Origin of the sequence: Acinetobacter sp. 826659, assembly GCF_000588515.1 — a bacterium.
GTDB lineage: Bacteria > Pseudomonadota > Gammaproteobacteria > Pseudomonadales > Moraxellaceae > Acinetobacter > Acinetobacter pittii.
Genome location: NZ_JFYD01000001.1, coordinates 360197 through 383509 on the forward strand (window position 1 = coordinate 360197; position 23313 = coordinate 383509).

18 protein-coding genes are annotated in these 23313 nt (G+C 37.6%); 7 read left to right on the forward strand and 11 right to left on the reverse strand.

Features of this window, described 5'->3' with window-relative positions:
* Positions 1–115: 115 nt before the first annotated feature.
* From J663_RS01740 to J663_RS01750, 3 genes are all read left to right on the forward strand, one after another.
* Complete coding sequence (locus J663_RS01740; protein ID WP_032052246.1) at positions 116–1024, forward strand: pseudouridine synthase; 909 nt, start codon at positions 116–118, stop codon at positions 1022–1024.
* Between the two features lie 110 nt (positions 1025–1134).
* Positions 1135–1443: a type II toxin-antitoxin system RelB/DinJ family antitoxin gene (locus J663_RS01745; RefSeq protein ID WP_005068595.1), complete on the forward strand. Its 309-nt coding sequence runs from the start codon at positions 1135–1137 to the stop codon at positions 1441–1443.
* 98 nt (positions 1444–1541) lie between these two features.
* Positions 1542–1985, forward strand: a complete 444-nt coding sequence (locus tag J663_RS01750; RefSeq protein ID WP_002122286.1) for a GNAT family N-acetyltransferase — start codon at positions 1542–1544, stop codon at positions 1983–1985.
* Here the strand turns inward: J663_RS01750 and J663_RS01755 are convergent.
* Complete coding sequence (locus tag J663_RS01755) at positions 1978–2682, reverse strand: pseudouridine synthase (protein ID WP_017480869.1); 705 nt, start codon at positions 2680–2682, stop codon at positions 1978–1980. The genes J663_RS01750 and J663_RS01755 overlap by 8 nt on opposite strands.
* Positions 2683–2784: 102 nt before the next feature.
* Positions 2785–3003, reverse strand: coding sequence for a hypothetical protein (locus tag J663_RS01760; protein ID WP_002122273.1), 219 nt, complete (start codon positions 3001–3003; stop codon positions 2785–2787).
* A 250-nt stretch (positions 3004–3253) separates the two neighbouring features.
* Between J663_RS01760 and J663_RS01765 the strand changes: the two genes are divergently transcribed.
* Positions 3254–3706: a DUF441 domain-containing protein gene (locus J663_RS01765; protein WP_017480868.1), complete on the forward strand. Its 453-nt coding sequence runs from the start codon at positions 3254–3256 to the stop codon at positions 3704–3706.
* Positions 3707–3766: 60 nt separating this feature from the next.
* Here J663_RS01765 and J663_RS01770 read toward each other — a convergent pair whose 3' ends face one another.
* Both J663_RS01770 and J663_RS01775 read right to left on the reverse strand, forming a co-directional pair.
* Complete coding sequence (locus J663_RS01770) at positions 3767–4687, reverse strand: LysR family transcriptional regulator (RefSeq protein WP_032052247.1); 921 nt, start codon at positions 4685–4687, stop codon at positions 3767–3769.
* A 287-nt stretch (positions 4688–4974) separates the two neighbouring features.
* A complete protein-coding gene (locus J663_RS01775; protein WP_033847456.1) occupies positions 4975–5772 on the reverse strand; it encodes a DUF4198 domain-containing protein in 798 nt (265 codons plus the stop codon).
* A 213-nt stretch (positions 5773–5985) separates the two neighbouring features.
* Here J663_RS01775 and J663_RS01780 point away from each other — a divergent pair, with 213 nt between their 5' ends.
* Positions 5986–7185, forward strand: a complete 1200-nt coding sequence (locus tag J663_RS01780) for an MFS transporter (RefSeq protein WP_033847457.1) — start codon at positions 5986–5988, stop codon at positions 7183–7185.
* A 26-nt stretch (positions 7186–7211) separates the two neighbouring features.
* On the opposite strand, the gene J663_RS01785 is transcribed toward J663_RS01780, so the two are convergent.
* The 7 genes from J663_RS01785 to J663_RS01815 form a co-directional block, all read right to left on the reverse strand.
* A complete protein-coding gene (locus J663_RS01785) occupies positions 7212–8195 on the reverse strand; it encodes an ion transporter (protein ID WP_017385423.1) in 984 nt (327 codons plus the stop codon).
* A gap of 116 nt (positions 8196–8311) precedes the next feature.
* Positions 8312–8746, reverse strand: a complete 435-nt coding sequence (locus J663_RS01790; protein ID WP_033847460.1) for a hypothetical protein — start codon at positions 8744–8746, stop codon at positions 8312–8314.
* Between the two features lie 229 nt (positions 8747–8975).
* The gene (locus J663_RS01795) at positions 8976–11615 is read right to left on the reverse strand and encodes a bifunctional aconitate hydratase 2/2-methylisocitrate dehydratase (RefSeq protein ID WP_033848021.1); all 2640 of its coding nucleotides are present in this window, start codon (positions 11613–11615) and stop codon (positions 8976–8978) included.
* Between the two features lie 253 nt (positions 11616–11868).
* Positions 11869–12231: a hypothetical protein gene (locus J663_RS01800; RefSeq protein WP_080759586.1), complete on the reverse strand. Its 363-nt coding sequence runs from the start codon at positions 12229–12231 to the stop codon at positions 11869–11871.
* A 134-nt stretch (positions 12232–12365) separates the two neighbouring features.
* Entirely contained in the window at positions 12366–13601 is a 1236-nt protein-coding gene (locus J663_RS01805; RefSeq protein ID WP_033847462.1) for a lactonase family protein, read from the reverse strand.
* A gap of 271 nt (positions 13602–13872) precedes the next feature.
* Positions 13873–18381 (reverse strand): translocation/assembly module TamB domain-containing protein, encoded by a 4509-nt coding sequence (locus tag J663_RS01810; protein WP_033847464.1) that lies wholly within the window; start codon positions 18379–18381, stop codon positions 13873–13875.
* Between the two features lie 26 nt (positions 18382–18407).
* Positions 18408–21143, reverse strand: coding sequence for an autotransporter assembly complex protein TamA (locus J663_RS01815; RefSeq protein WP_017385429.1), 2736 nt, complete (start codon positions 21141–21143; stop codon positions 18408–18410).
* A gap of 166 nt (positions 21144–21309) precedes the next feature.
* On the opposite strand from J663_RS01815, the gene J663_RS01820 reads away from it, so the two are divergent.
* On the forward strand, positions 21310–22632 hold the full coding sequence (locus tag J663_RS01820; protein WP_081404557.1) for an MFS transporter: 1323 nt from the start codon (positions 21310–21312) through the stop codon (positions 22630–22632).
* A gap of 3 nt (positions 22633–22635) precedes the next feature.
* Complete coding sequence (gene coq7, locus J663_RS01825) at positions 22636–23271, forward strand: 2-polyprenyl-3-methyl-6-methoxy-1,4-benzoquinone monooxygenase (RefSeq protein WP_002119684.1); 636 nt, start codon at positions 22636–22638, stop codon at positions 23269–23271.
* Positions 23272–23313: the final 42 nt, after the last annotated feature.

The following is a 23313-nucleotide window of genomic DNA, read 5'->3' on the forward strand; positions in this document are numbered from 1 at the left end:
ACATAACATGATTCAAAATAATCGATATGATAACATTGCCCTGCCTTAAAAGCCTACTTAAGCCCTAGAAGTTGGCTTTTTTTATATCAATTTTCTTAAATATTCACACTTTTTTATGTCTAGTCCAAACGAATTTCTACCGCCCATGATTGATGGAGTAAGTGCGAGTCAAGTCTATCTTCCTGTACAAACAGATGCTCAAACGATTTATGAGTATCTCTGTGGTCACTTTCCACATATTAAAACTGAAGAATGGGAACAAAGATTTCAGGACGGCCTTATATATGCAGCAAATGGGGATAAATTAACTTTAACCAGTCCGTATGTCGGCAACACCCATATTTTTTATTATCGCTTTCTTGCATATGAACCACATGTACCTTTTGAGCATCACATTTTATTTGAAAATGATGATTTACTGGTGGTCGATAAACCACATTTTTTAACAATTAGCCCGACAGGACAATATGTTCAAGAAACGCTTTTAGTACGGCTAAAAAAACAAACAGGCAATGAATTTTTAACCCCTATTCATCGCTTAGACCGCGAAACCGCGGGTGTTGTTCTATTTTGCAAACGTGTTGAATCGCGTGGTATATACCAACAATTATTTGCAGAGCGCCAAGTCAATAAAATTTATCACGCTATTGCAGCTTATAGAAAAGATTTAAATTTTCCTCAAACATTATATTTGCATTTAGATAAAGGCCATCCTTTTTATACTATGCAGGTTATAGAAAATGCGAAAGCCAATACCCAGACTGATATTGAGCTTATCGAGCACAATCAGATTTGGGCAAAATATCGCTTAACTCCTACAACGGGGAAACAGCACCAACTTCGAGTGCATCTTAATTATTTAGAAATTCCGATTAAAAATGATCCATTTTATCCAGTAGTTCAGCACAAAGCTGAAGATGACTTCTCGGAACCATTACAGCTTCTGGCTAAGCATATTTCATTTACAGACCCCCTCACAAAAGAGGGAATGTCTTTTAATTCCGAGTTTGAATTGACATTGTAATGTAACCGTAATGACAAAAAGATTATTTTTTATGCCAAAAAGCATTGAAATTACATTGCGATGGTTTAAAATAAATTCCTAAAAATTAAAATCATTTGGTTTTGTTATTCATGCGAAAAACAGAAGTTTATCAGGTTCGACTTGACTCCCAAGAAAAAAAGCAGGCTTTTGCTGTTTTTAAACAACTGGGAATTACCCCTGCCCAAGCAGTACGACTTTTTTTTAAACAGGTCGTATTAACTAAATCTATTCCTTTTGCTATCGAAAATCAGAATATTAATATGGAACAATTATTAAAACTGAGAAAAGCAAAAGCATCTTCATTAAACCAAAACTCATCAACTATAGCTGAAGATGATGACCATGAAGATTTATTTGAAGAGTTGAATGCACTTCTTGGTGAAAGCGACAAAACTTAACACTGTTGCATTTATAAACAAGTTTTAACGTCAAAAAGCTCTTTTTTTCGTTATGCTCTCTTTGTAAAAACATAATGATAAGTTACAAGGAGTGCCAAATGATCGTTAGACGAGCGACTTTTGAAGATTTAGAGCAACTCGCCGTTTTATTTGATGAATATCGCCAATTTTATGGGGCCTCTTCTAATTTTAATGAATCACTTCACTTCCTAAAACAACGTTTTGAGAATAGAGAAAGTGTGTTCTTCATTCATATTAAAGACGATAAAATTACGGGTTTTATTTTACTCTATTTAGGTTTTTCTTCAGTTGCTTGTTCAACTTACTATATTTTAGATGATGTATATGTTACGCCCGTTTTTCGTCGTCAAGGTTCTGCTAAACAGCTAATCGATACAGCAATCTTATTTGCAAAGCAAGAGAATGCTTTGCGGATTAGTTTGGAAACTCAAAGCAACAATCATGAATCTCATCGCTTATATGAACAAATGGGATTTATTCGAGATAGTGAGTTCCAAACCTTCCATTGTTTTCTCAAATGATATTTTGAGCAAGCTGTTTTTGTTGTTCAGATAAATAAACCCACTCACCATCTTCAAGTTCAGGTAAAACCAATTGCCCGACTTGATGGCGATGTAATGCTTCTACTTTATTTCCCACAGCTGCAATCATTCTTTTTACTTGATGATAAACACCTTGATGAATCGTCATGGTTAATTGATGCGTTTCTAATATCGCTACATCCGTTGCAGAGAAAACACCTTTTTCTTGATGTAGGCTCACGCCTTGGCTCAGCATTTCAATTTGCTCAGGTGTAACCGGATCTATGGTCGTAACATGATAAACCTTTGGAACATGCTTACGGGGATGAGTTAAAGCTTGAAGATATTTACCATCATCGGTAAGCAAAAGTAAGCCTGTTGTATCTTGATCTAGACGGCCAATGGCTTGCACACCACGTTGAATCATGATTTCCGGTAAAAGGCTAAACACGCTTTGATGATGGTGAGGTTGGTGTGAACATTCAAAACCTTTCGGTTTTTTTAGCGCAAGATAAACTTTTTCTCGATATTGATAAGTTTCCCCGAAAAGAGAAAATTCTAAATTTTCTGGAGAGAATTGCTTTTTAAGGTCACTTACAACCTCTCCATCAATACTTACAGATCCATTTTTTATTAACTGCTGACAATATTTACGAGAACCAAACCCTTGTGATTGTAAAATTTTTTCCAGCAGCATGAAGTTTTCTCATTAGAACTAAGCTGTTATTTTAACGTAGTTTCCATTTTTTACTAAACACTACTCGCTACTGTTTTCATCTACTTGAACTAGCTCGCACCCTTACTCTTCAACGACTCGATAAATATTTTCGTTCTGTTCGCTTTCAAATAATAATTCGGTAGTAGGCAAAATAATTTCATTATCAACAATAATATGCTCAATACGTTGGCTTAGCTTTAAAGATTCATTTTCATGTTCCACTAAATTTTTCTTTAGTTGTGCTTTTGCATCATGAATCTTATCAAACTGATCTTTGATCTTGATATCTATAATGTCCATAAAAATATCCCGTACTCATGAGTAATGACTATTTTTATATCATAATTTTTAAACACTATAATTTTTAACTTGTTAATTTATATAACATTGTGTCCAAGCGTAACCAAAAATTAAAACTCCTTATCATTGAGAGATATACACTCAATTTTTAATTAAGAAGAGCTGAAATCAGCTGTATCTTTTAAAGCTTTCACATTCCAACTCTTAAATATTATACAATTCCATTTATTTATAATGCCCTCCGCTCGCCATGCTTGCCCAATTTGATGTTAATTTAGTTGTTCTACTCGTTCTGCTTGTCTGCGGCTTATTAAGTCAAAATGCAGCTGTAACTATTGCAGCAGGTGTGTTGATTGTCGTTAAAATCACACCATTAAATGAGTTTTTCCCTTATATTCAAGCTCATGGTCTTAATTTAGGAATTCTTATTTTAACCATTGGCGTACTCACTCCAATTGCCAGTGGGAAACTCAGTGGAGAGAGTATTTTAAAATCCTTTATTAGTGTTAAGTCTATTATGGCTATCGCAATTGGCCTGTTAGTCGCCTGGCTAGGTGGTCGCGGAGTAAAACTAATGTCGAGCCAACCTGACGTGGTTGCAGGTTTACTCATTGGTACAGTTGCTGGCGTCGCCTTACTCCGTGGTGTACCAGTCGGTCCTCTAATTGCAGCAGGCTTACTCTCTTTATTTATTGGCAAATAAAAAATCAACATGAAAAAGGTGCAATAAAGCACCTTTTTAAGACTTAGGCTAAATTATTTTTTAGCCAGAGTAATAGGCGTTTCGTTTTAAAGAGAACTTTTCCAACTGCTTTAAAAAGCCTTCAAAATAACTTTTCTCTTTTTCTTCAGTTCGGTAGCCTGCATATAAAGTTCGTCTTAAACCTGTAGGAGAAACACAATCTAAACGACGACTAGTAACCCATCCCTTTTGTTCATATTCATTGACTACCCAATCAGGTAAAGCAGCAATACCTCGTCCACTTGCAACGAGTTGAATAAGCATTTGAGTTAAATCTGTTGTCCGTATTTGTTTAGGCTGAATATTCGCGGGGATGAAAAGTTTAGACATAATATCTAAACGGTGCTTATCAACCGGATAAGTAATTAAAACTTCTTCGGCCAACTCTTGAACTGTAATATTTTCAGCCCGCACCAAAGGGTGAGTATTTGATAAGACTAACCGTGACTCATATTCAAAAATCGGAAAATACTCAATTCCTTTTAACGCAATTGGATCAGCTGTAATCAGTAAATCAAATTCTGCATTTTGTAAGAGTTCATGTGGATTAGCTTCAAACCCCGTAGCAAAGTCTAAATCGACGTCAGGATATTGCTGGCGATACTGATTTAATAAAGGCATTAACCAGTCAAAGCAACTATGGCATTCCGATGAAAAAATAATTCTACCTGTCTGTCCATGCACAATGCGTGTGATATCACTATGTGTAATCTGGATTTGTGGTAAAACATCATCAGCCAATTTTAATAAACGCTGTCCAACATTAGAAAAACTAACAGGTCTACTTCGACGATTAACTACTTCCACCCCGTACCAATGATCTAATTCTTTTAATTGATGGGAAATAGCAGATGGCGTCAAACAAAGGTCATTAGCTGCGGAAACTAATGAACCATGCTCACGTAAAGCAACTAAAGTTTTAAGGTGGCGTATTTCTAACATGGGCCCAAGCCTAAAAAACAGATTTATCTATAAATGGATAAAGCTCATCTTTGCTTTTCCATAAAACTTTCGACAAATCTTTATTAATGAATTTTATTCACTTTAACATAAAATTAGTTAGTTTGTCTCAACATGGATTTTATTTCATTATCTTTTACTTGCAATGAATTTTTGTTTCCTCTGAAACTAAAGTGAAATTAAACGTTTTAATGAAGTTTTTTTAATGAGTAAGAATATGAAAACTAAAAATAGGCCTAATAAAGACCTATTTTTTAAAACACTAAAAACTATTGCGCTAAAACATTTAAGCTAATAATCGTATAGCTCTGATCTTTAGGTTTTAATTTCAAATTTAGAGGAGCTGTTACTTCTACTAGGTACTCTCCAACTTTTGGAAACGTAAGTTCGACTTGACCGTTGCCTCCCGCCTTAAACTGCTGCACTTGCTTGTCAGTTGCACCCTTTTCTCTTAAATTCACTTCAGCATAAGCTAAAGGCTGTCCTTTTTCAGTTATGGTTAATTTAACAGGTTGAGCAGCTTTAATCTGGTTAGGATGTACAGAGAAACTAACTTTAATCGGTGTATTCGGAAGCTGAATATCTGAAACTTTTCCTTTAGAAAGATAACTCTGCAATATCCACTCACGTGTTACTTGTTCTGTTTTAATTGTTTTTGTTTTAAGGTCAGTCGGAATCAAATATTCACGTTCTGCTTTCGGTGGAGCTTTATCAGCTGGCATATCAAAAAATAAATGCCATGCTTTTTGGTCGTATACATATTTCAAAGGATAACTTGCCTGAGTTTGAACAATGTATGTGCCTTCTTCAGGTAAATCTACATCAAAAACAGTAGCAGACTTATGCAGGGCTTCTGAATTGACGGTTTTAAGCTCATTTTTAGGTGTAATTACAGTAAGCTTAGCATCCTTTAAAGCATATTCACTATTTAATGCTTCTTCCGCATAACCAGCAATTACCGGCACTTGGGTTTGTTCTGTTTTATAAGCTACAGGAGCTACATAAGGTTCATGAGCAAAGCCTGTTGTACATATCAATGCAAGTGACGTCATTAGAAATCTATTCATTATTAAAAAATCCTGTTGTATAAAAAGTTAAAAATTTCAGACAAAATATAAGCGGATACAGTATACATAAATAAAAATAATTCTTATTATCATTAATGAATTTAATTTTACTTTAATAAGAAATATGTAATCTTTCTCTCAATTTTTAGTTTTTTATTATTCTGTTCTCTTTTCCCTTATACTTCTCTTTTTTGTGTCTTCCTTTAACTTATTATGGCGTCCCCGCAACCTCCTCTTTCCACACCTCAACATTACTCTCTCTTTTTAGCAATTTTCTCAGTCGCTGTAGGTGGTTTTTGTATTGGAACCACTGAATTCGTCGCAATGGGACTGATTCAGGAAATTGCAAATAATTTAAATATTACAGTACCTGAAGCTGGTCACTTTATTAGTGCCTATGCATTGGGTGTAGTTATTGGTGCTCCTATCATCGCTATTCTTGGAGCTAAAGTACCTAGGAAAACTTTATTGCTCGGCTTAATGCTTTTTTATGGTGTTGCGAATGCCTGTACTGCTTTAGCTCATACACCTGAAACTGTTTTAGTCTCACGTTTCATTGCAGGTTTACCACACGGAGCATATTTTGGAGTCGGTGCGTTAGTTGCAGCTGAACTAGCGGGTCCGTCAAGAAGAGCTTCTGCAGTTGCCCAAATGATGATGGGCCTTACAGTGGCAACAGTAATTGGAGTTCCTCTAGCAACTTGGTTAGGCCAAAACTTTGGTTGGAGAGCAGGTTTTGAGTTTTCAGCAACTATTGCTTTCGTCACTTTAATTGCTGTTGGCTTCTTTGTACCCAATATCCCAGTTCAAGCTACTGCCAGTATCAAAACTGAATTAGCTGGCCTTAAAAATATCAATATGTGGTTAACACTAGCAGTGGGTGCAATCGGTTTTGGAGGCATGTTTTCAGTTTATAGCTATGTTTCACCAATTTTGACTGAATACACAGAAGTTAATATCCAAATCGTTCCTATCGCTTTAGCTATCTGGGGTATTGGTATGGTTATTGGTGGTTTAGCAGCAGGATGGCTTGCAGATAAGAACCTTAACAAAACTATAGTGGGTGTCTTAATTAGCTCAGCTATCGCTTTTGTTGTCGCTAGTTTTTTAATGAGTAATATCTATACTGCCATCGCATCTTTATTCTTAATTGGTCTCACGGTAATGGGGTTAGGTGGAGCATTACAGACTCGTCTAATGGATGTCGCAGGTGACGCCCAAACTGTAGCTGCCTCACTCAACCACTCTGCATTTAATATGGCCAATGCATTAGGTGCATTTTTAGGGGGCTGGGTACTCAGCCACCAAATGGGTTGGATTGCTCCAATCTGGGTAGGTTTTGTTTTAAGCCTCGGCGGTCTAATCATTTTACTTATCGCTTTTGCAGTAGAAAAAGCCAGCAAAAAAGCTTAATTAAAGAAAAGGCTAACTTATTACTTCTAATCAGTTAGCTTTCCACCACAGTGTGGGCAATAACATTTTTTCTCTCGGACAGACTCTTCTTCCTCTAATACTTTTTCACGCATAATTTGAATAATCAGGTTATGCGCTTGCTCTTTTGGCAATCCTACTTTTTGACGAACCCGCTCTATTTCAATTTCATCATGTAAAATATCAATACCTCGTGCTTGAAGTAGCTCACGAAACTCTTGCTCTAGTCTCTGATTCCGTTGATTAAGCTCATTGGCAAGTCCAGACGCCAAAATACCGGCAGGCAATGCTGCAATACCCACACCTAAAATAGTAATAAGCGCCCCTAATAACTTTCCTAGGCTAGTTACAGGAGTGACATCGCCATACCCCACTGTAGTTAAGGTAACCACTGCCCACCACATAGATTTAGGTATTGAACTAAAAGCTTCTGGCTGAGCTTTGTTTTCAACCACATAAATTCCAGAAGCAGTCATAATAATCATGATAATTAAAATAAAGATAACTGCTTGAAAAGATCCCTTCTCGCGTTTAATCACACATAACAATATCTGTAGTGAGATAAAATAGCGTGTTAATTTTAATAAACGAAGTAGACGTAAAATCCGAAGCATACGAAGATCGATTCGTACAAAGAAATTCAGGTAAGCTGGCAAGATTGCCATCAAATCAATAATTGCTTCCCCACTTTTCATCCAATTCAAGCGGGTTTTCCATGCCGATTGTGTCGTATCTCGATCTGCCACACTCCACAACCTTAATAAATACTCAATACTAAAAATTGCGATTGAAACATTCTCAAAGTAGTCAAACCAAATACGATAATTTGAGTACAAATCATTTACTGTTTCCAATAAAACAGCAGCGACGTTACCAATAATTAAAATAACTAAAAAATAGTTAATGCATTTACTTACCGTCGTTTCATAGTCATGGTTATGAAGATTATTATAAAAAAACTTACGTAATCCCTTCCAAGCTGAATTATGCATATTGATCTGACCAATTAATATTGTAGATATAGTAAGCTCATAGCCTCTATTCACCAATATCGTCTCTAACAATTTTTGTTTTACTTACCCCAATATTTGAGCCTTAATTTTTTTCATCAATTCGTGGCTACACATCGAAATTCATTCTCTTCCCACCACATCACATCATAGATGCCTGGATGCGATTTTAAGATAATATTTATATAATTTTGCAACACCATAATATGATGAGTAATATCAATTTTTCTAAATAGAAATTTTCTTAAAATCGGAGTATTTGGAGAAATAAAAATTGCAAATCCATTACTATATTCTTCATAAACACTAATTCCGAGATACATTGTTATTTCAGCTAAGGGAATCTCAATTTCCCACCCCCAGCTTTCACTATATAACTCTACATTTAAATGATATCTATTCTTTAATATACTAAAAATATATTGTGCAATATCTTCAGTTTTTTGAACTAAAATACCACCTTCATCAGCATAAGTTTTTTGGCCATATAATTGATAATCATCAAATTTAAATTCAACAATTGTCTTTAACATTCTTAAGTTCCCTATATAAAATACTCATATTTTTTTTAATTATTATTAAGTTCGTTCAATTATTTTAAAACAAAAATCAATTTAATATCTAGAGTAATATTTATTTTTACATTTTCATTAAATAAAATTTGATCTATTTATTATTTTCTAAGTCTAATAATGTACAAAGTCTCATTTAAAATAAAAAGGAGCTGAATAATCAGCTCCTTTTTTGTACTAAATCGACGTATTAAGTCAATTGAGCAGCTTGGATTTTCTTAGTATCAACTTGATCAGCTTCTTTAGTATATTCGCTCATCTTGTCGAAGTTTAAGTATTTGTAGATGTCAGCAGAAGCGCTGTCGATTTGCGACGCGTACTGTTGATATTCTTCTGGGCTTGGTAATTTACCAAGAACCGCAGCTACAGATGCAAGCTCAGCAGACGCTAAGTAAACGTTTGCACCTTGACCTAAACGGTTCGGGAAGTTACGAGTAGAAGTCGATACACAAGTTGTGTTCGGCGCTACACGTGCTTGGTTACCCATACATAATGAACAGCCCGGCATCTCTGTACGTGCACCAGCACGGCCATAGATGTTATACAAGCCTTCTTCCATTAATTGGTGCTCGTCCATACGAGTTGGTGGAGCCAACCATAAACGAGTAGACAATGAACCACCAGGTACTTTGTCAAGCAATTGACCAGCTGCACGGAAGTGACCGATGTTAGTCATACAAGAACCAATGAATACTTCATCAATCTTGTCGCCTTGTACGTCAGAAAGAAGTTTCGCGTCATCTGGATCGTTCGGGCAGCAAAGAATTGGTTCTTTGATGTCAGCTAGATCGATTTCGTAAACTTTTAGGTATTCTGCATCAGCATCAGCTTTTAACAAGCTTGGGTTATCTAACCACTTCTGCATGTTTTCAGCACGACGAGCAAGTGTACGTGCATCGCCATAACCTTCTGCGATCATCCACTTCAACATCGTGATGTTAGAACGTAGGTATTCAGCAACTTTCTCTTCAGAAAGTGTGATTGAACAGCCAGCAGCAGAACGTTCAGCTGACGCATCAGAAAGTTCGAATGCTTGCTCAACAGTCAAGTCATTTTCCATTTCTGATAAATCGATCTCAAGGATACGACCAGAGAAGATATTTTTCTTACCTTTCTTCTCTACAGTTAAATCACCCGCTTGAATTGCGTAGTAAGGAATTGCATGTACAAGGTCACGTAAAGTGATACCAGGTTGCATTTTACCTTTAAACTTAACAAGTACAGATTCAGGCATATCAAGTGGCATAACACCAGTTGCTGCTGCGAACGCAACAAGACCAGAACCCGCTGGGAATGAAATACCGATTGGGAAACGAGTATGTGAGTCACCACCAGTACCTACTGTATCTGGAAGTAACATACGGTTTAACCAAGAGTGGATAATACCGTCACCTGGACGTAAAGATACACCACCACGGTTCATGATGAAGTCAGGTAATGTATGATGAGTTGTTACGTCAACTGGTTTTGGATACGCAGCAGTGTGACAGAAAGACTGCATCACTAAGTCAGATGAGAAGCCCAAGCATGCTAAGTCTTTTAACTCGTCACGAGTCATTGGACCTGTCGTATCTTGAGAACCAACTGTAGTCATTTTAGGTTCACAGTAAGTTCCTGGACGGATACCTTGACCTTCTGGTAAACCACATGCGCGGCCAACCATTTTTTGAGCTTGTGTGAAGCCTTTGCCAGTGTCAGCAGGTTGTACTGGAGTACGGAACAATGTAGAAGGTGCAAGACCTAGTTCTTCACGTGCTTTAGCAGTTAAACCACGACCAATGATCAAGTTAATACGACCACCCGCACGTACTTCGTCTAAAAGTACTGGAGTTTTAAGGTCAGCTTCTGCGATTTGAGCGCCATCTTTAAAAGCAGTTACTTTTGCAGCAGCATGGTCAATTTTCAATACTACTTCGTCGCCCATATTCATGTTAGCAACGTCGATTTCTACAGGTAATGCACCTGCATCTTCCATAGTATTGAAGAAAATTGGAGCGATCTTAGAACCTAAGCACACACCACCGTCTTTTTTATTTGGAATGTGTGGAAGTTCATCACCAAAGAACCAAAGAACAGAGTTAGTTGCAGACTTACGGCTTGAACCCGTACCAACAACGTCACCAACGTAAGCAACTTGATTGCCTTTCGCGATAAGTTCTTTAATTTGGCTTAATGGACCAACTTCACCTGGTTTTTCAGGGTTGATACCATCACGCTCGTTTTTCAACATTGCATTTGCGTGTAATGGAATGTCTGGACGGCTCCAAGCATCTTGAGCTGGAGACAAGTCATCAGTGTTTGTTTCACCAGTTACTTTGAACACAGTGATTTTGATTTCTTCTGGAACGTCAGGACGGCTAGTGAACCATTCTGCTTCAGCCCAAGATTGTAAAACAGCTTTAGCGGCTTCATTACCAGCTTTTGCTTTATCTGCTACGTCATGGAATGCATCAAATACAAGAAGAGTTTTCTTTAATGCTTCAGCAGCTAAACCTGCAAGTTCGGCATTATCAAGAAGTTCAACAAGTGGTGCTACGTTATAACCACCTAGCATAGTACCAAGTAAGTAAACTGCACGTTCTTTAGAAACGAGTGGTGAAGTTGCTTCGCCTTTTGCAATCGCTGCCAAGAATGCTGCCTTTACGTAAGCTGCTTGGTCAACACCTGCAGGAACACGGTTTTCAAGCAAATCTACCAAGAACGCTTCTTCGCCTGCTGGTGGATTTTTTAATAGTTCAACAAGCTGAGCTGTTTGAGCGTCATCAAGTGGCTTCGGTGGGACTCCGAGTGCGGCACGTTCTTCAACGTGTTGGCGGTAAGCTTCTAGCACGGTGTTCATTCCTCTTTTTTTGAAAAATTACTTGCAAATTCCAGCTTTCTTAAAAGCTTCACAAGTAATATGGACTACAAAAGTTTACTAGAGTTCAAGGTAAAAGTTAATGAGCGCGGGGTGTTTCTCCGTGATGCCCATTATTTTGTATCTAAATACCTGTGTTCAAATAATGAGCATATTGGGCTAAATTGAGCTATTTTTAAGCAAAATGAGCTTCAGCCAGATGAAAATTCAATAACCTCATCCACAATTAGAATGATTTATATTTTGGCATTTTGTCATGAGGGGTTGCCAAACATTCATCCATCATTTGCTTTCTAACTTTTTCTTGAATTGCTTGAGGATCTTTTGTCAGTTCTTCTTTTGGAATTGCATAAACTTTTTCAATAACATTAAGAATGAATTTTTTAGTTATCTCATCTTCAATCTTATTTGCATGCTCAACTGCCTGCGTTTTTTCAATTGCTTGCTGACGATCAAAAACAATACTTCTTGCAGCATTTCCTACACTAGTACAAAAGCCATGCCACTGCTCTTCTGGTGTTAATGGTTTCTTTTCTGAACAACCCACAAAGAGCAAACTCATTGCAATCAATAAAATCTTTTTCATCATTTCACTACACTAATTATTGCTGTCCATATCATACGGAAAATCATCGTTTTTGCCAAAACCGCTATAAAAAATCGAGATCACAAAATCTCGGTCTTTTGTATTAAGCATTAGACATGCCTGTTTCATGATTTGAATTAATTAAAGAATTTGATATCCGTAGGTGTTGATATTTTTGCTGCATCGCCAGCTGGTTTTAAGGTGCCATTTTTTGCATCAAAACGGAATAAACTAATATTATTAGTATAAACATTGGTTACATATAGGTATTTACCAGTTGCATCGAATGAGAAAGCACGTGGTTCAATACCATTCGCTTTATAAACAACTGGCTTAGCTAGCAATCCATTCTGTTGGATTTTAAATACTAAAAGTTTGTTGTCTGCACCTCGATTGGCAGCAATCACATATTTACCATTTGGGCTAAGGATAATTCCACTCGCACTCTTAAATTCAGGTGTTTTATCCTCGTGGATTAGTTTTAGCTCAGCCACTTTTTTCAAATGACCATCTTGCACGTTAAATGTCACAATTTCACTTCGCATTTCTGCGGTAACATACGCATGTTTGCCATTTGGTGAAAAGACCATATGACGTGGGCCAGAACCATGTGTAAAAGTTACATCGCGGTTGGTATCCGCTTCAAGTGGCTGAGCCTTGTTCGGGTTATAACGAAATGCATAGACTTTGTCATTTCCAAGATCGCTAGCATATAGATACTTACCATCCGGACTAAAAGTTGTGGAATGAGCATGTCCACTTTCTTGGCGACCTTTAACGTGGCCAGAACCTTCCTCAAAAACAATATTTTGTACTTTTTCACCCAAATGGCCATTTGGTAAAATTGGCAAAACAGCCACACCACCACGGCCTTTATCGAACGCTGAATAGTTCGACACAAACAGGAACTTACCATCTAAACTAATTGTTGCATGTGTTGGATGTCCACCATGACTATCCACTGTGTTCAACACTTCCACCTTTCCATTTTGAATAGATAATGCGGTCACCGCACCTTCGTTTTCTTCATTAGTGGTATATGCAAAACGACCATCTTTCGATTTCACAATCCAAGAAGGACTTTTCATTTTCAGCACTTTAACAGGAGTTAAAGTTCCATCCTTATTCACTTGAAGCTGGTACAAACCTTCACTGGCTTGTTTTGGTTTTTGCGCAAGCAGTGCATTAGGAATTGATGTCCATGTTCCTACTAAAGCAATTTGTTGTTGTGCAGCATTTACGGTGGAGCACCATCCAAATGACAAGAGCGTCAATGACAATGTTGCTGTTAATTTTTGAATTAGGCCACGATATTTAACGTTGATATCGTTTTCCTTGCCATTTTTAATTTCAACATAAGTATCTATATTCACTACTATATCCTTGAAAAAACCCACCTTATTTGCATTTATCAACAAGGTATATCAATCTAATTTCATTTAATGTTTCTGAAAACTAATTTATAAAACAGCAATTTTCAAGTGAATTTTCTTTAATCAATACCTATCCAAGGCTTCTTTACTCTTAAGAGAAGCGATACTTTAAATCATAAATACTAAACTTTTTTAAATGTTATGAAGACGTTATTAAATTAAAAGCCCACAATAGTGAGCTCTTAATTCATTCATTATTAGTTTCAACTAACTAAAAGCGCCAGTTGTAGAAAAGATCGATCGCTCTTTCTAGAGATTGACTTGCTTCTAAATATAAACGTCGATTCATTTGATAACGTAAAGTGAGTTTGTTTACAGGAGTAAACACCCCAACACCATAGCGAATAAACAGATCTGGTGTGATATAACCCGTTAAACTCACTTGCGTATCATCACCTGTACCTTGTGCATCTAAAGCTAAACCGCTCAAACCAAACGTACGTCCAATCTGGTTAGTTAAAGCACGTGTACCACCCAAGCCCATACTAATACCTGCAGCTGCAATGGTGTTGTTTACATCAGATTTAAAACCTTCTGCATTACTCAAGCCACTCGAACCTTCATTAATACGACCAGTCACAAGCGCATTTAATGCTTCTTGCTCAGATAAGCCTGCATCGTTATAGACCTGAATGTTTGGTGATGTCGCAGTACCTGTAACACGTACCCCAACCATACTGCCCTGAACATTTTTGTTCGCATCGATATCTAAAGTCGGGTTAGCCAATGGTCCATTAAAACGGGCAATTGCTCGGTTCAAGTCTAGACTTTGTCCATAGGCTTCAATTTTCACTTTTTGGCTGACACCAATTGCCCCATTAGCTCTCATCGCAGTTTCATAACCACGTTGGCTTAAGTTGAGACGACCAACTAAAGGAATATTACTATTAAAGCCTTGGAAGATGACTTGTTTTCCAATATTAACAGCAATGTCAGCTCGAATATCCCAAGGTTTAGCTGCCCGTAAAATTGCAAGTGGGTCTTGACCTTGGCGTACGATACGAACATCTGATGACGTATTAATGATTGGAGCAGTTGTTTCTGGCATTGATATACGTGCACGAGGAACATCTACTGATCCTTTTAAGCTTAAACGCTTATCAAAAGGATACATATCAAGTGTCAGATTCGGATTGGCAATTGCAGTAATTAATGGCGCTTGGCGTACTAGTAAATTATCACCTTTAAGATTTAATTGAAGGCGCGGCGCATCTTTCCATTCAAAACTACCTTTAAGCAAGCCTACACCTTGCCCACTGTTAAATGCCCCATCAATTGTTGCCATATCCTGACGAATTGATGAATACACCTGAACATTAGTTAAATTTACTGGCAGAGAAATCATGCTGATTGCACCATTTTTCAGACGCATTTCACCAGTAAACTGAGGTTGAGTTAATGTACCGTTGACTTTACCAGCCAAAGCTAACGTCCCACTCATTGAGCGAACATCTTGAATAAATGGTTTCAAGACTTTTAATTGGACATCATTAAAGGCCACTTCACCATGCATTGGCATTGAAGACTGGAATGGGTTGATAATAACGTTCGCATAACCCGTACCAATATCTGGTGTTTTAACATCTACACGGAATAGCAGACCCTCTGATACACTTTTTGCAACCACCCCTAACTCATCATAAGCCAGAGTAGTTGCAGGATCTTGTGGATCCTCAGCAGCTAAACCAATTTCACCTTTACGTGTAATTAAACGTGCATCAAGTTTTGGATTGCCTCCATTTACCCACGATGCCTTAGCGTAACCATTTAATTGTCCGGTCATTGCCAAACCTTCTGGCATAAATGCCGCAAAGTCGCTTAAATCCATGTTTTGAGTTACAAAGGAAATATTACCTCGCGCTTTACTCACCCGTACAGGCTGATCAAAACAGAGCTGACTGTTGGTACTTTGCCAGCAATGTTGACCCACATATAGCTCAGATTTCGCCGAAGAAAAAATTACCGGAGCATTTTGATTTTGTGCCAGACGGATTCGTCGTGAATCAAAACTTCCTTTCTGGATTTGTCCTAACCAATCATTATTTTGGTTAAACCCGCCTGCCAGCTGAACATAGAACTTGGAAATACTATTATTGCCAAGCACTTTCAATAAATGGGCTTTTCTTGTTCCTGTCAAATTCACTTCAGCAGATTGAATTTGTCTATTTCCACTACGCAAATTATCTAATTTTGCGGTTAATTGAGTTGGTGTTGTTTCCGATGTTGGAAGTTCACCCTGAATACTCAATCTCTTCACACTTACGAGTGTATTAAAAGCAAAATTATCTACGGCAATATTGGCTGTTGCTTTTAAACGTGGTTGTGATTGAACATTCAAATCACCATAAGCTCGTCCGCGCAGTCCTGGATATAACTCGTAGAGTGCTGGCGCATTCAGCTTAATTTTTAGATTTTGTGCATTGCCAGTAGCTTGTAACTGGTTCTGTCCATACACTAAAAATAAGTTATTCGCTTCAAATTGCTGAGGTAAAAAGCCATTTTGATTAGAATCCATCAATAGAGATAGATTACCCTTACCCCGAACAGGTTTATTATTTAAAAAGCCTGCAAGATTCAATTGTTGAATATTAATTCGCTTCAAGTGATCAGACCAAACCCCTTGAGTTTTCAGATTTCCTGAAATTTCACCTTTAACAGTTGAGGCAAAATATTGAGGCTTAAAGCGTACTAATGAACTATTAATATCCCATGCAATGCGGTCTTTTAAATTGACAGAACCAGTAGCATAGATTTTTCCAGCCACACCATCGTGTTGTAACTGGCTAATTCGAATAAAATCTGGCGTACCCGCTATAGAAAACTTCAACAAACCATTTGCCTGTTTTAAGGCTTTTAAAGACCCGTCATAATTAACCGCAAAGCCTTTAAAACCGCCCCCAGCTTTAACATCATGAAATAATAATGCTGCTGTACTTTTCCCACCTAAACTTACAGTTTCTTGACCTGCTTGAGCCAATCGACCAGTTAAATCAATTTTCTCAAACTGAATAATTTGCTGGTTTGGTTTAGCGAAACCATTTGCCTTAATCGAACCGTTTAATAGATTGACCGGCGCTGCTGCATGAATACTTTGCGGATTAAAATCTTTTGCATTTAATAAAGCATTCCAAGCCAGCTGTCGTTTTTCAGTAGGTAATAAAACTTTAGCCTGACCTGTTAAGCTACCTTTTTCAGCAGCAAAACTAAAATTAGGAACATTTAAGATATTATCTTTAACATTCAGGTTGGCTAGATACTGTCCTGCTGGCAATAAAGTTTTTTCATGCTGATATACTTTTGTAGCAACCTTAATATCTTGTTGACCGTCACGTAATGTTAAATCGACTTGACCATTATCACTACTTAACCATCCAATATAAGGCATTGCACGGTCTATATTCGCCCACGCCACATTCATGAGCATTGGTTGAGGTTTATTATTTTTTTCAGGCGCCTGATTAAGCTTGAGTTTCCAAGACTCATAACGGTCAAAATCAACGTTAGCAAATACTTCTGTGCCTTTTTCCAAAGAACCAGTTGAAGCAATAGCAGCATCTAAACTTGGCGGTAAGAAGTCTTGAACCACCTGAGGAATCGCTTTGTCTTTAGGATTAATGCGATCTAAACGACCTTTGATGTCCCAAGTCACATGATCTTTCCAATTCACCAGACCTTTAAGATTAACGGCACCTTTCATAACTTGGCCATTGAAATCGGTAATATTAAGCTGATGAACTAAATCAGTATTCATTAAAGCGTTGTACTGACCTTCAGGTAAATTCTCACCCTTTAAATCTGTATCAAGTGCCAAATTAAGCTGTTTAATATCACCTTGAAACTTGATCACGCCATTTTTTGCAAAGAGTTTTTGTTCTTGAAGCAAAGGTAAATGATAGTTTTTTAATAATAGTTCACCTTGCATTGGAACTTCATCGCGAACAGGATGCAATATTACCCAACCTGTTAATAGATCGGGAGTGGTTGTTGCAACCCCAGCTTTTATAGTATCTAAGCTTCCCCGAGCAGCAACTTTAATATTTTGAATATTTAAACTTTTTAAAGATGGGATTCTTAAATCTGCTGTGGCATCTAATGGATATTTACCACTGAAATCCATTTTACCTGTTGCGTTGTGGACCGAAAGATAGCCCATATCCATACTAGATTTTTCAAATTCCAGTTTGGTCTCTGACCAAAGTGCATCCTGCAAATGGACATCATGAAAACTTACATCTGAGGTTGCTAACTTAATTTCTAAATGATCAACATCACCTTCATCTATACGTAAAACGAATGGCAATTTGATTGGTTTAAATTCAAACGGTTTACCAGAAGGCGGAGTTTTATTAATAATACGTAAGTTGCGTACATCTGCATGGCTTAAATGCACTTCTTTTTCTAATAATAAAGAGCGCCACCCTAAGCCTACATCAGCTCGATCTAATGAAACATCAACGTCTTTTAATTGCACCAACACATTTTTGAGAATAATGCCTCGCAATAAGTTGCCGCCTTCATATTCATATTTAATTATTTTCTGAGCTTCTAAACCCCGATCTAATAAAAAACGGCTTCCGCGATCCGTTGACATCATGATGACTAACGAAGAAGCCAATAATAACAATATGATCAATATCGTCAGCAAGAAGCTACGCAAAATGCGACGCTTCTTCTTAGGAGAGCTTGGTGCCGAAGTGGGCTGCTGTTCTACTTCCGCCATAAAATAAACCTAATAAAATTTTATTTTTAAAGTTGTGGGCCTATAAAGAAATGTAAACGAATCGGATGATTCTCATCTGAAATACCCGAAGCGACATCTAAACGGATTGGCCCAATTGGAGACTTCCAGCGAATTCCGACCCCAACACTATAAGCTGCTGGATTACTGAAATCTTTATCGTAAGCATTACCAAAGTCAGAGAAAACAGCTGCTCGCCATCCATCTTTGAACTGATAGTTATATTCTAAAGAACCTACAGCTAAAGCTTGGCCCCCAATTTTATATCCATCTACTTCAGGAGAAAGACTTTTATAGTCAAATCCACGAATCGTTTGGTCACCACCCGTAAAGAATCTAAGATTGTATGGAACTTTGTCAAAGTCATCTGTAAAAATATAACTAAGGTCAGATCTTCCGACGAATTGGTGATCATCATTTTCACCTAGAGAATAAATAAATCTCCAGCCTGCACTCGCAATTGCCATATTGGCATCTGACAGTAAACTCTCGCTGCCTAATTCTAATTTATAAGTTTGTTTAAAAGCTTTTGTTGGGTTTAAACGTGTATTACTTGAGGTTTTAGATGTTTCATAACTAAACAATAATGCTTCTTGCTCAGATGCAGCTGTTTTAAAAGCATCTGGTAATTCAGAAATATCAACATTACCTTTTTGGGTCAAACGGTCTAAACGATAACGAACACCAATAGTATGCTGCCAATTTCCTAATGGACGTTTGATTACGCGCTCCCCGCCCACAACAGCAGATTCGGTTAACAGGCTTACATCTGGACCAATATCATCCCGTGTTTCACGCTCATAACCGCCAACGATATTGAAATAGTCATTTAACGGATGTTTATAGGGAATACTATATCGACCATCAATCGATTGACGAATTTCAGAAACTTCTAAGTTGGCATCAAAAGAATGGCCATATTTATTTACGATAGAACGGCGATATTGACTACGTAAACGCGCCCCCGTATCGGTTCCATAACCAATACCAGTTTCCAAACTATTTAGCTTGTCAGCATTTAAAGTCACAATAACTGGAATTCTTTTTGTTTCACGTGCTTGAGCTTGCAAACGATCCTGTTCAGTTTCCTGTTCATCATGCTGAGCTGCGGCGCTTTGCAACATCGCAGTTTGAGGCTCTGCCTGTTTTGCATTTTGTGTTCCAGCAAACTGTTTTTCATCGACTACGTTTTGCGTAACTTCTTTATTGGATGTCGCTAATTGACGTGCTTTCGCAAGTTGTCGTTGTTCTGGTGAAAGTAAATTAGACTCATCAACATCAATATTTTGCTCATCGACCAAAGCTTGTAAATCTGGCGGTAATTCAAGTGGCTTTTCAATTGGATCTGGCTTAATGCTATCAACCAAGGTGTAATTAAAATAACGCGAGTTGGTTAGGTTATTCGCGAGCACATTTACACGCCAGAAAGCATAGTCATCACCTTCTTTCCAAGGTGCCATACTTTCTAAGATATTTTGATTTAATGGCAAAGGTTTCGAAGGATCGCTCATACGAAACTCGACCTTATCTAATTTATAACGCTCACCTGTCTCGTAGCGTAAATTAATATCGGCCTTATTTTCTGGCTGACTTACTTTTACATCATGCAATCGCCAATAAGCATCAAAATAACCGTTATCAGATGCTGCATCGACAATACGGGTTTTAGTGGTTTCATATAAACCGTGATTAAAGATATCACCAACATCTTGATCAGGAACTAAACGAATAACCTGAAATTGTGGCTGCTTTTCACCTGGACCTGTAAATTCAATATTTTGCTCATTAATCCGTACTGGCTCATTTGGCGTAACTCTGACACGGACACGACTCGGACTTAATTTTTCAAATCGGAACTCAGCATTATAGTAGCCAACAGCTTGAGCAGCCTGATTACTTAATGTTCTAAGCTGAGGTAAAGCAGCATTAAAGTCTTCAAAAGATTCTTGAGTAAAAGTTGACAACTTACCTTTAATATTTTTAGCTAACACATCTGAAGCACCTTCTACCTCTGCGCTAATACGCGGTACTTGTTCCATCGGAATTGCACGCGGTGGACGTACTTTATTTAAAATACGCTTAAAGAAACCAGCTTGCTCAGGCGGTTCTTCGGCCTCTGGTGTCAATTCAGGCAGTGTTTTTCCAGTCTCATTGGCTTCCACTACAATCTTACTATCAGACTTAATCTCTTGCATAAGCTGATCAATATTTACAGGTGCCTGATTAATTTGATTTAATTCAGATTGAGTTGCATCGCTTACTGTAACTTCAGGGAGTTTCTGAGTCCCATTTTGAAAGTTCTGTGCTTCATTCTTCGCTTCTTCCGCTACCCTATAAATTTCATTTGCCATGTTTTGATCAACAGGCATATCGGGTAAATCTTCAAGATTATCAAGAGTAATTGGCTTAAATTCATCAATTTGATTTGGAAATTGTTCTTGTTGTTGCAATATAGCCAAGCTATCTTGTTGCTGCTGAGCTTGGGTTACAAGTGTAGCGATATCTGTAACTGGAGCAGTATATTGCTCGTTAACCTGAGCTGATTGTTCAGTTGACTCATCAGATACTGTCTGGTTTAAAGTTGTTGATGAACTATTCTCAACAGAAGTTTGAGCAAAACTTGGTGTTACGCAAACGCTTAACAACAAGCTGCTACAAATAAGTTTAGGAATGCCCTGCATTTTTAAAATTAAATGCATAGAATGTGAGAGAGTTGACTGTTTAAACTTAATTTTAGAAGGCATAGAAAACTCTAGACTTATTTTTTAATAAAACGCACCAATGTGAGTGTAAAACTCACTCAAAACCATTGATTTTTCATTTAATCAAGCGTTAAAAATATCATACATGGTTTTCGATGCAAATTAACACTCGGTCACATTTTTTTATAAAACACAATGAAGTTTGCACATGATGAAACAAGATGAGCACCTGATGACCTCACGTCGGTTTGTACCGATGTTTTTTACCCAGTTTTTTGGCGCATTAAATGATAACGTTTTTAAGCAAGCTTTATTATTGGTGATTACTTATGGATGGATTCAGCAACAATCTGCTCCCGTAAGTACTCTTAATAATTTGGCAGCCCTCTTGTTTATTCTGCCATATTTCTTTTTTTCAGCCACAGCTGGACAAATCGCCGACAAATACGAACGATCTCAACTCGTCCGTGGTATTAAAATTTTAGAAATCATCATTATGCTCATCGGTACTGCGGGTTTCCTGTTAGGAAACTTATGGCTACTTCTTTTTGCTTTATTTTTGATGGGGACACATTCGACATTCTTCGGCCCCATTAAATACGCAATTTTGCCTGAAATCTTAAAACCGAACGAGTTAATGTCTGGTAATGCGCTATTTCAATCCGGCACATCCATGGCGATCTTGTTCGGAATGATCTTAGGTGGTGCCGTAATTGCCTCATCAGATGGTAATTTATTGTGGATTAGTATCACCGTAGTGGCTATTGCTTGCATAGGCTATTTATTTAGTCGCTTCATTTTGCCGCAAAAAGTTGCTGCACCTGACTTAAAGATTGACTGGAATTTTATCCGTACCAGCTTTCAAACCATTAAATATGCCAAAAGCTTACCGCTAGTATTCACAATTTTGCTAGGCAACTCATGGTACTGGTTTTATGGCGCGACTTATTTAACTCAAATTCCGCAGCTTACCCAGCAAAACCTTCATGCATCAGAAAATGTCGTTAGCCTGTTACTGACTTTCTTTTCAGTCGGTATTGGTGTGGGTTCTCTTCTTTGCCGTAAAATTGGTGGTTCAGAAATTAATATTAAAATGGTGCCGATTGGTGCAATTGGCCTTACTGTTTTTGCGCTCTACCTTGCTGCCAGTTTAGCTTTTGTACCAGAAAGAACTGGGGCATTACTTACCTTAAAAGATATTTTTACCCAAGGCTGGGTTTACTACCATGTCATGATTGCTGTGACTTTATTGGGTATTAGTGGCGGTTTTTATATTGTTCCCCTATATGCCATGATGCAGGCTTATTCACCACGTTCACATCGTGCACGTGTTGTTGCAGCGAATAACATTTTAAATGCTGTATTCATGGTTTCTTCTGCAATTTTTTCAATCTTAATCTTAAGTGTTTTAAAAATTGATATTAAAATACTATTTATTATTACAGCTGTACTTAGTGCAATCTTTAGTATCTGGCTTCTCGCTAGACTAAAACCAATGCTTGCCACAGCCCACCTTTCTTTAGAGGACTAATTTATGCGCCACTATACTGGAATTGATCAACTTATTAACTCATTTGATCAGGCATTGCGTAGTCTTGTTCCGGGTGCAACCGCAGCACAGCGTCAAAATCCAGCTGAAACAGTAGAAACAAAACTTGGTGTAGAAGATGCTCGCCATGTCGCAGGTTTAATGCGTGTTAACCACAGTGGAGAAGTATGTGCTCAAGCACTTTACCATGGGCAAGCATTAACAGCGAAATTGCCAAATGTACGCCAAGAAATGCAACAAGCAGCGATCGAAGAACAAGATCATTTAGCTTGGTGTGAAGATCGTTTAAAAGAATTAAACAGTCATACAAGTTTATTGAACCCCATCTGGTACGGGTTGTCATATGGCATGGGTGCCCTTGCTGGTATTGCAGGTGATAAATATAGCTTAGGTTTTGTTGCTGAAACTGAGCGTCAGGTTAGTCTGCATTTGCAAGATCACTTAAACCAGTTACCCGCTCAAGATGAACGTTCTCGTAAAATTTTAGAGCAAATGAATGAAGATGAATTGCATCACCGTCATACTGCACTTGAAGCAGGCGGTGTTGAATTACCATATGCAGTAAAAATTACGATGACTGCTATTTCAAAGTTAATGACAAAAACCAGTTATTATCTTTAAAAAACCAAAGGATTGATCTCATTCGGATCAATCCTGTTTTAA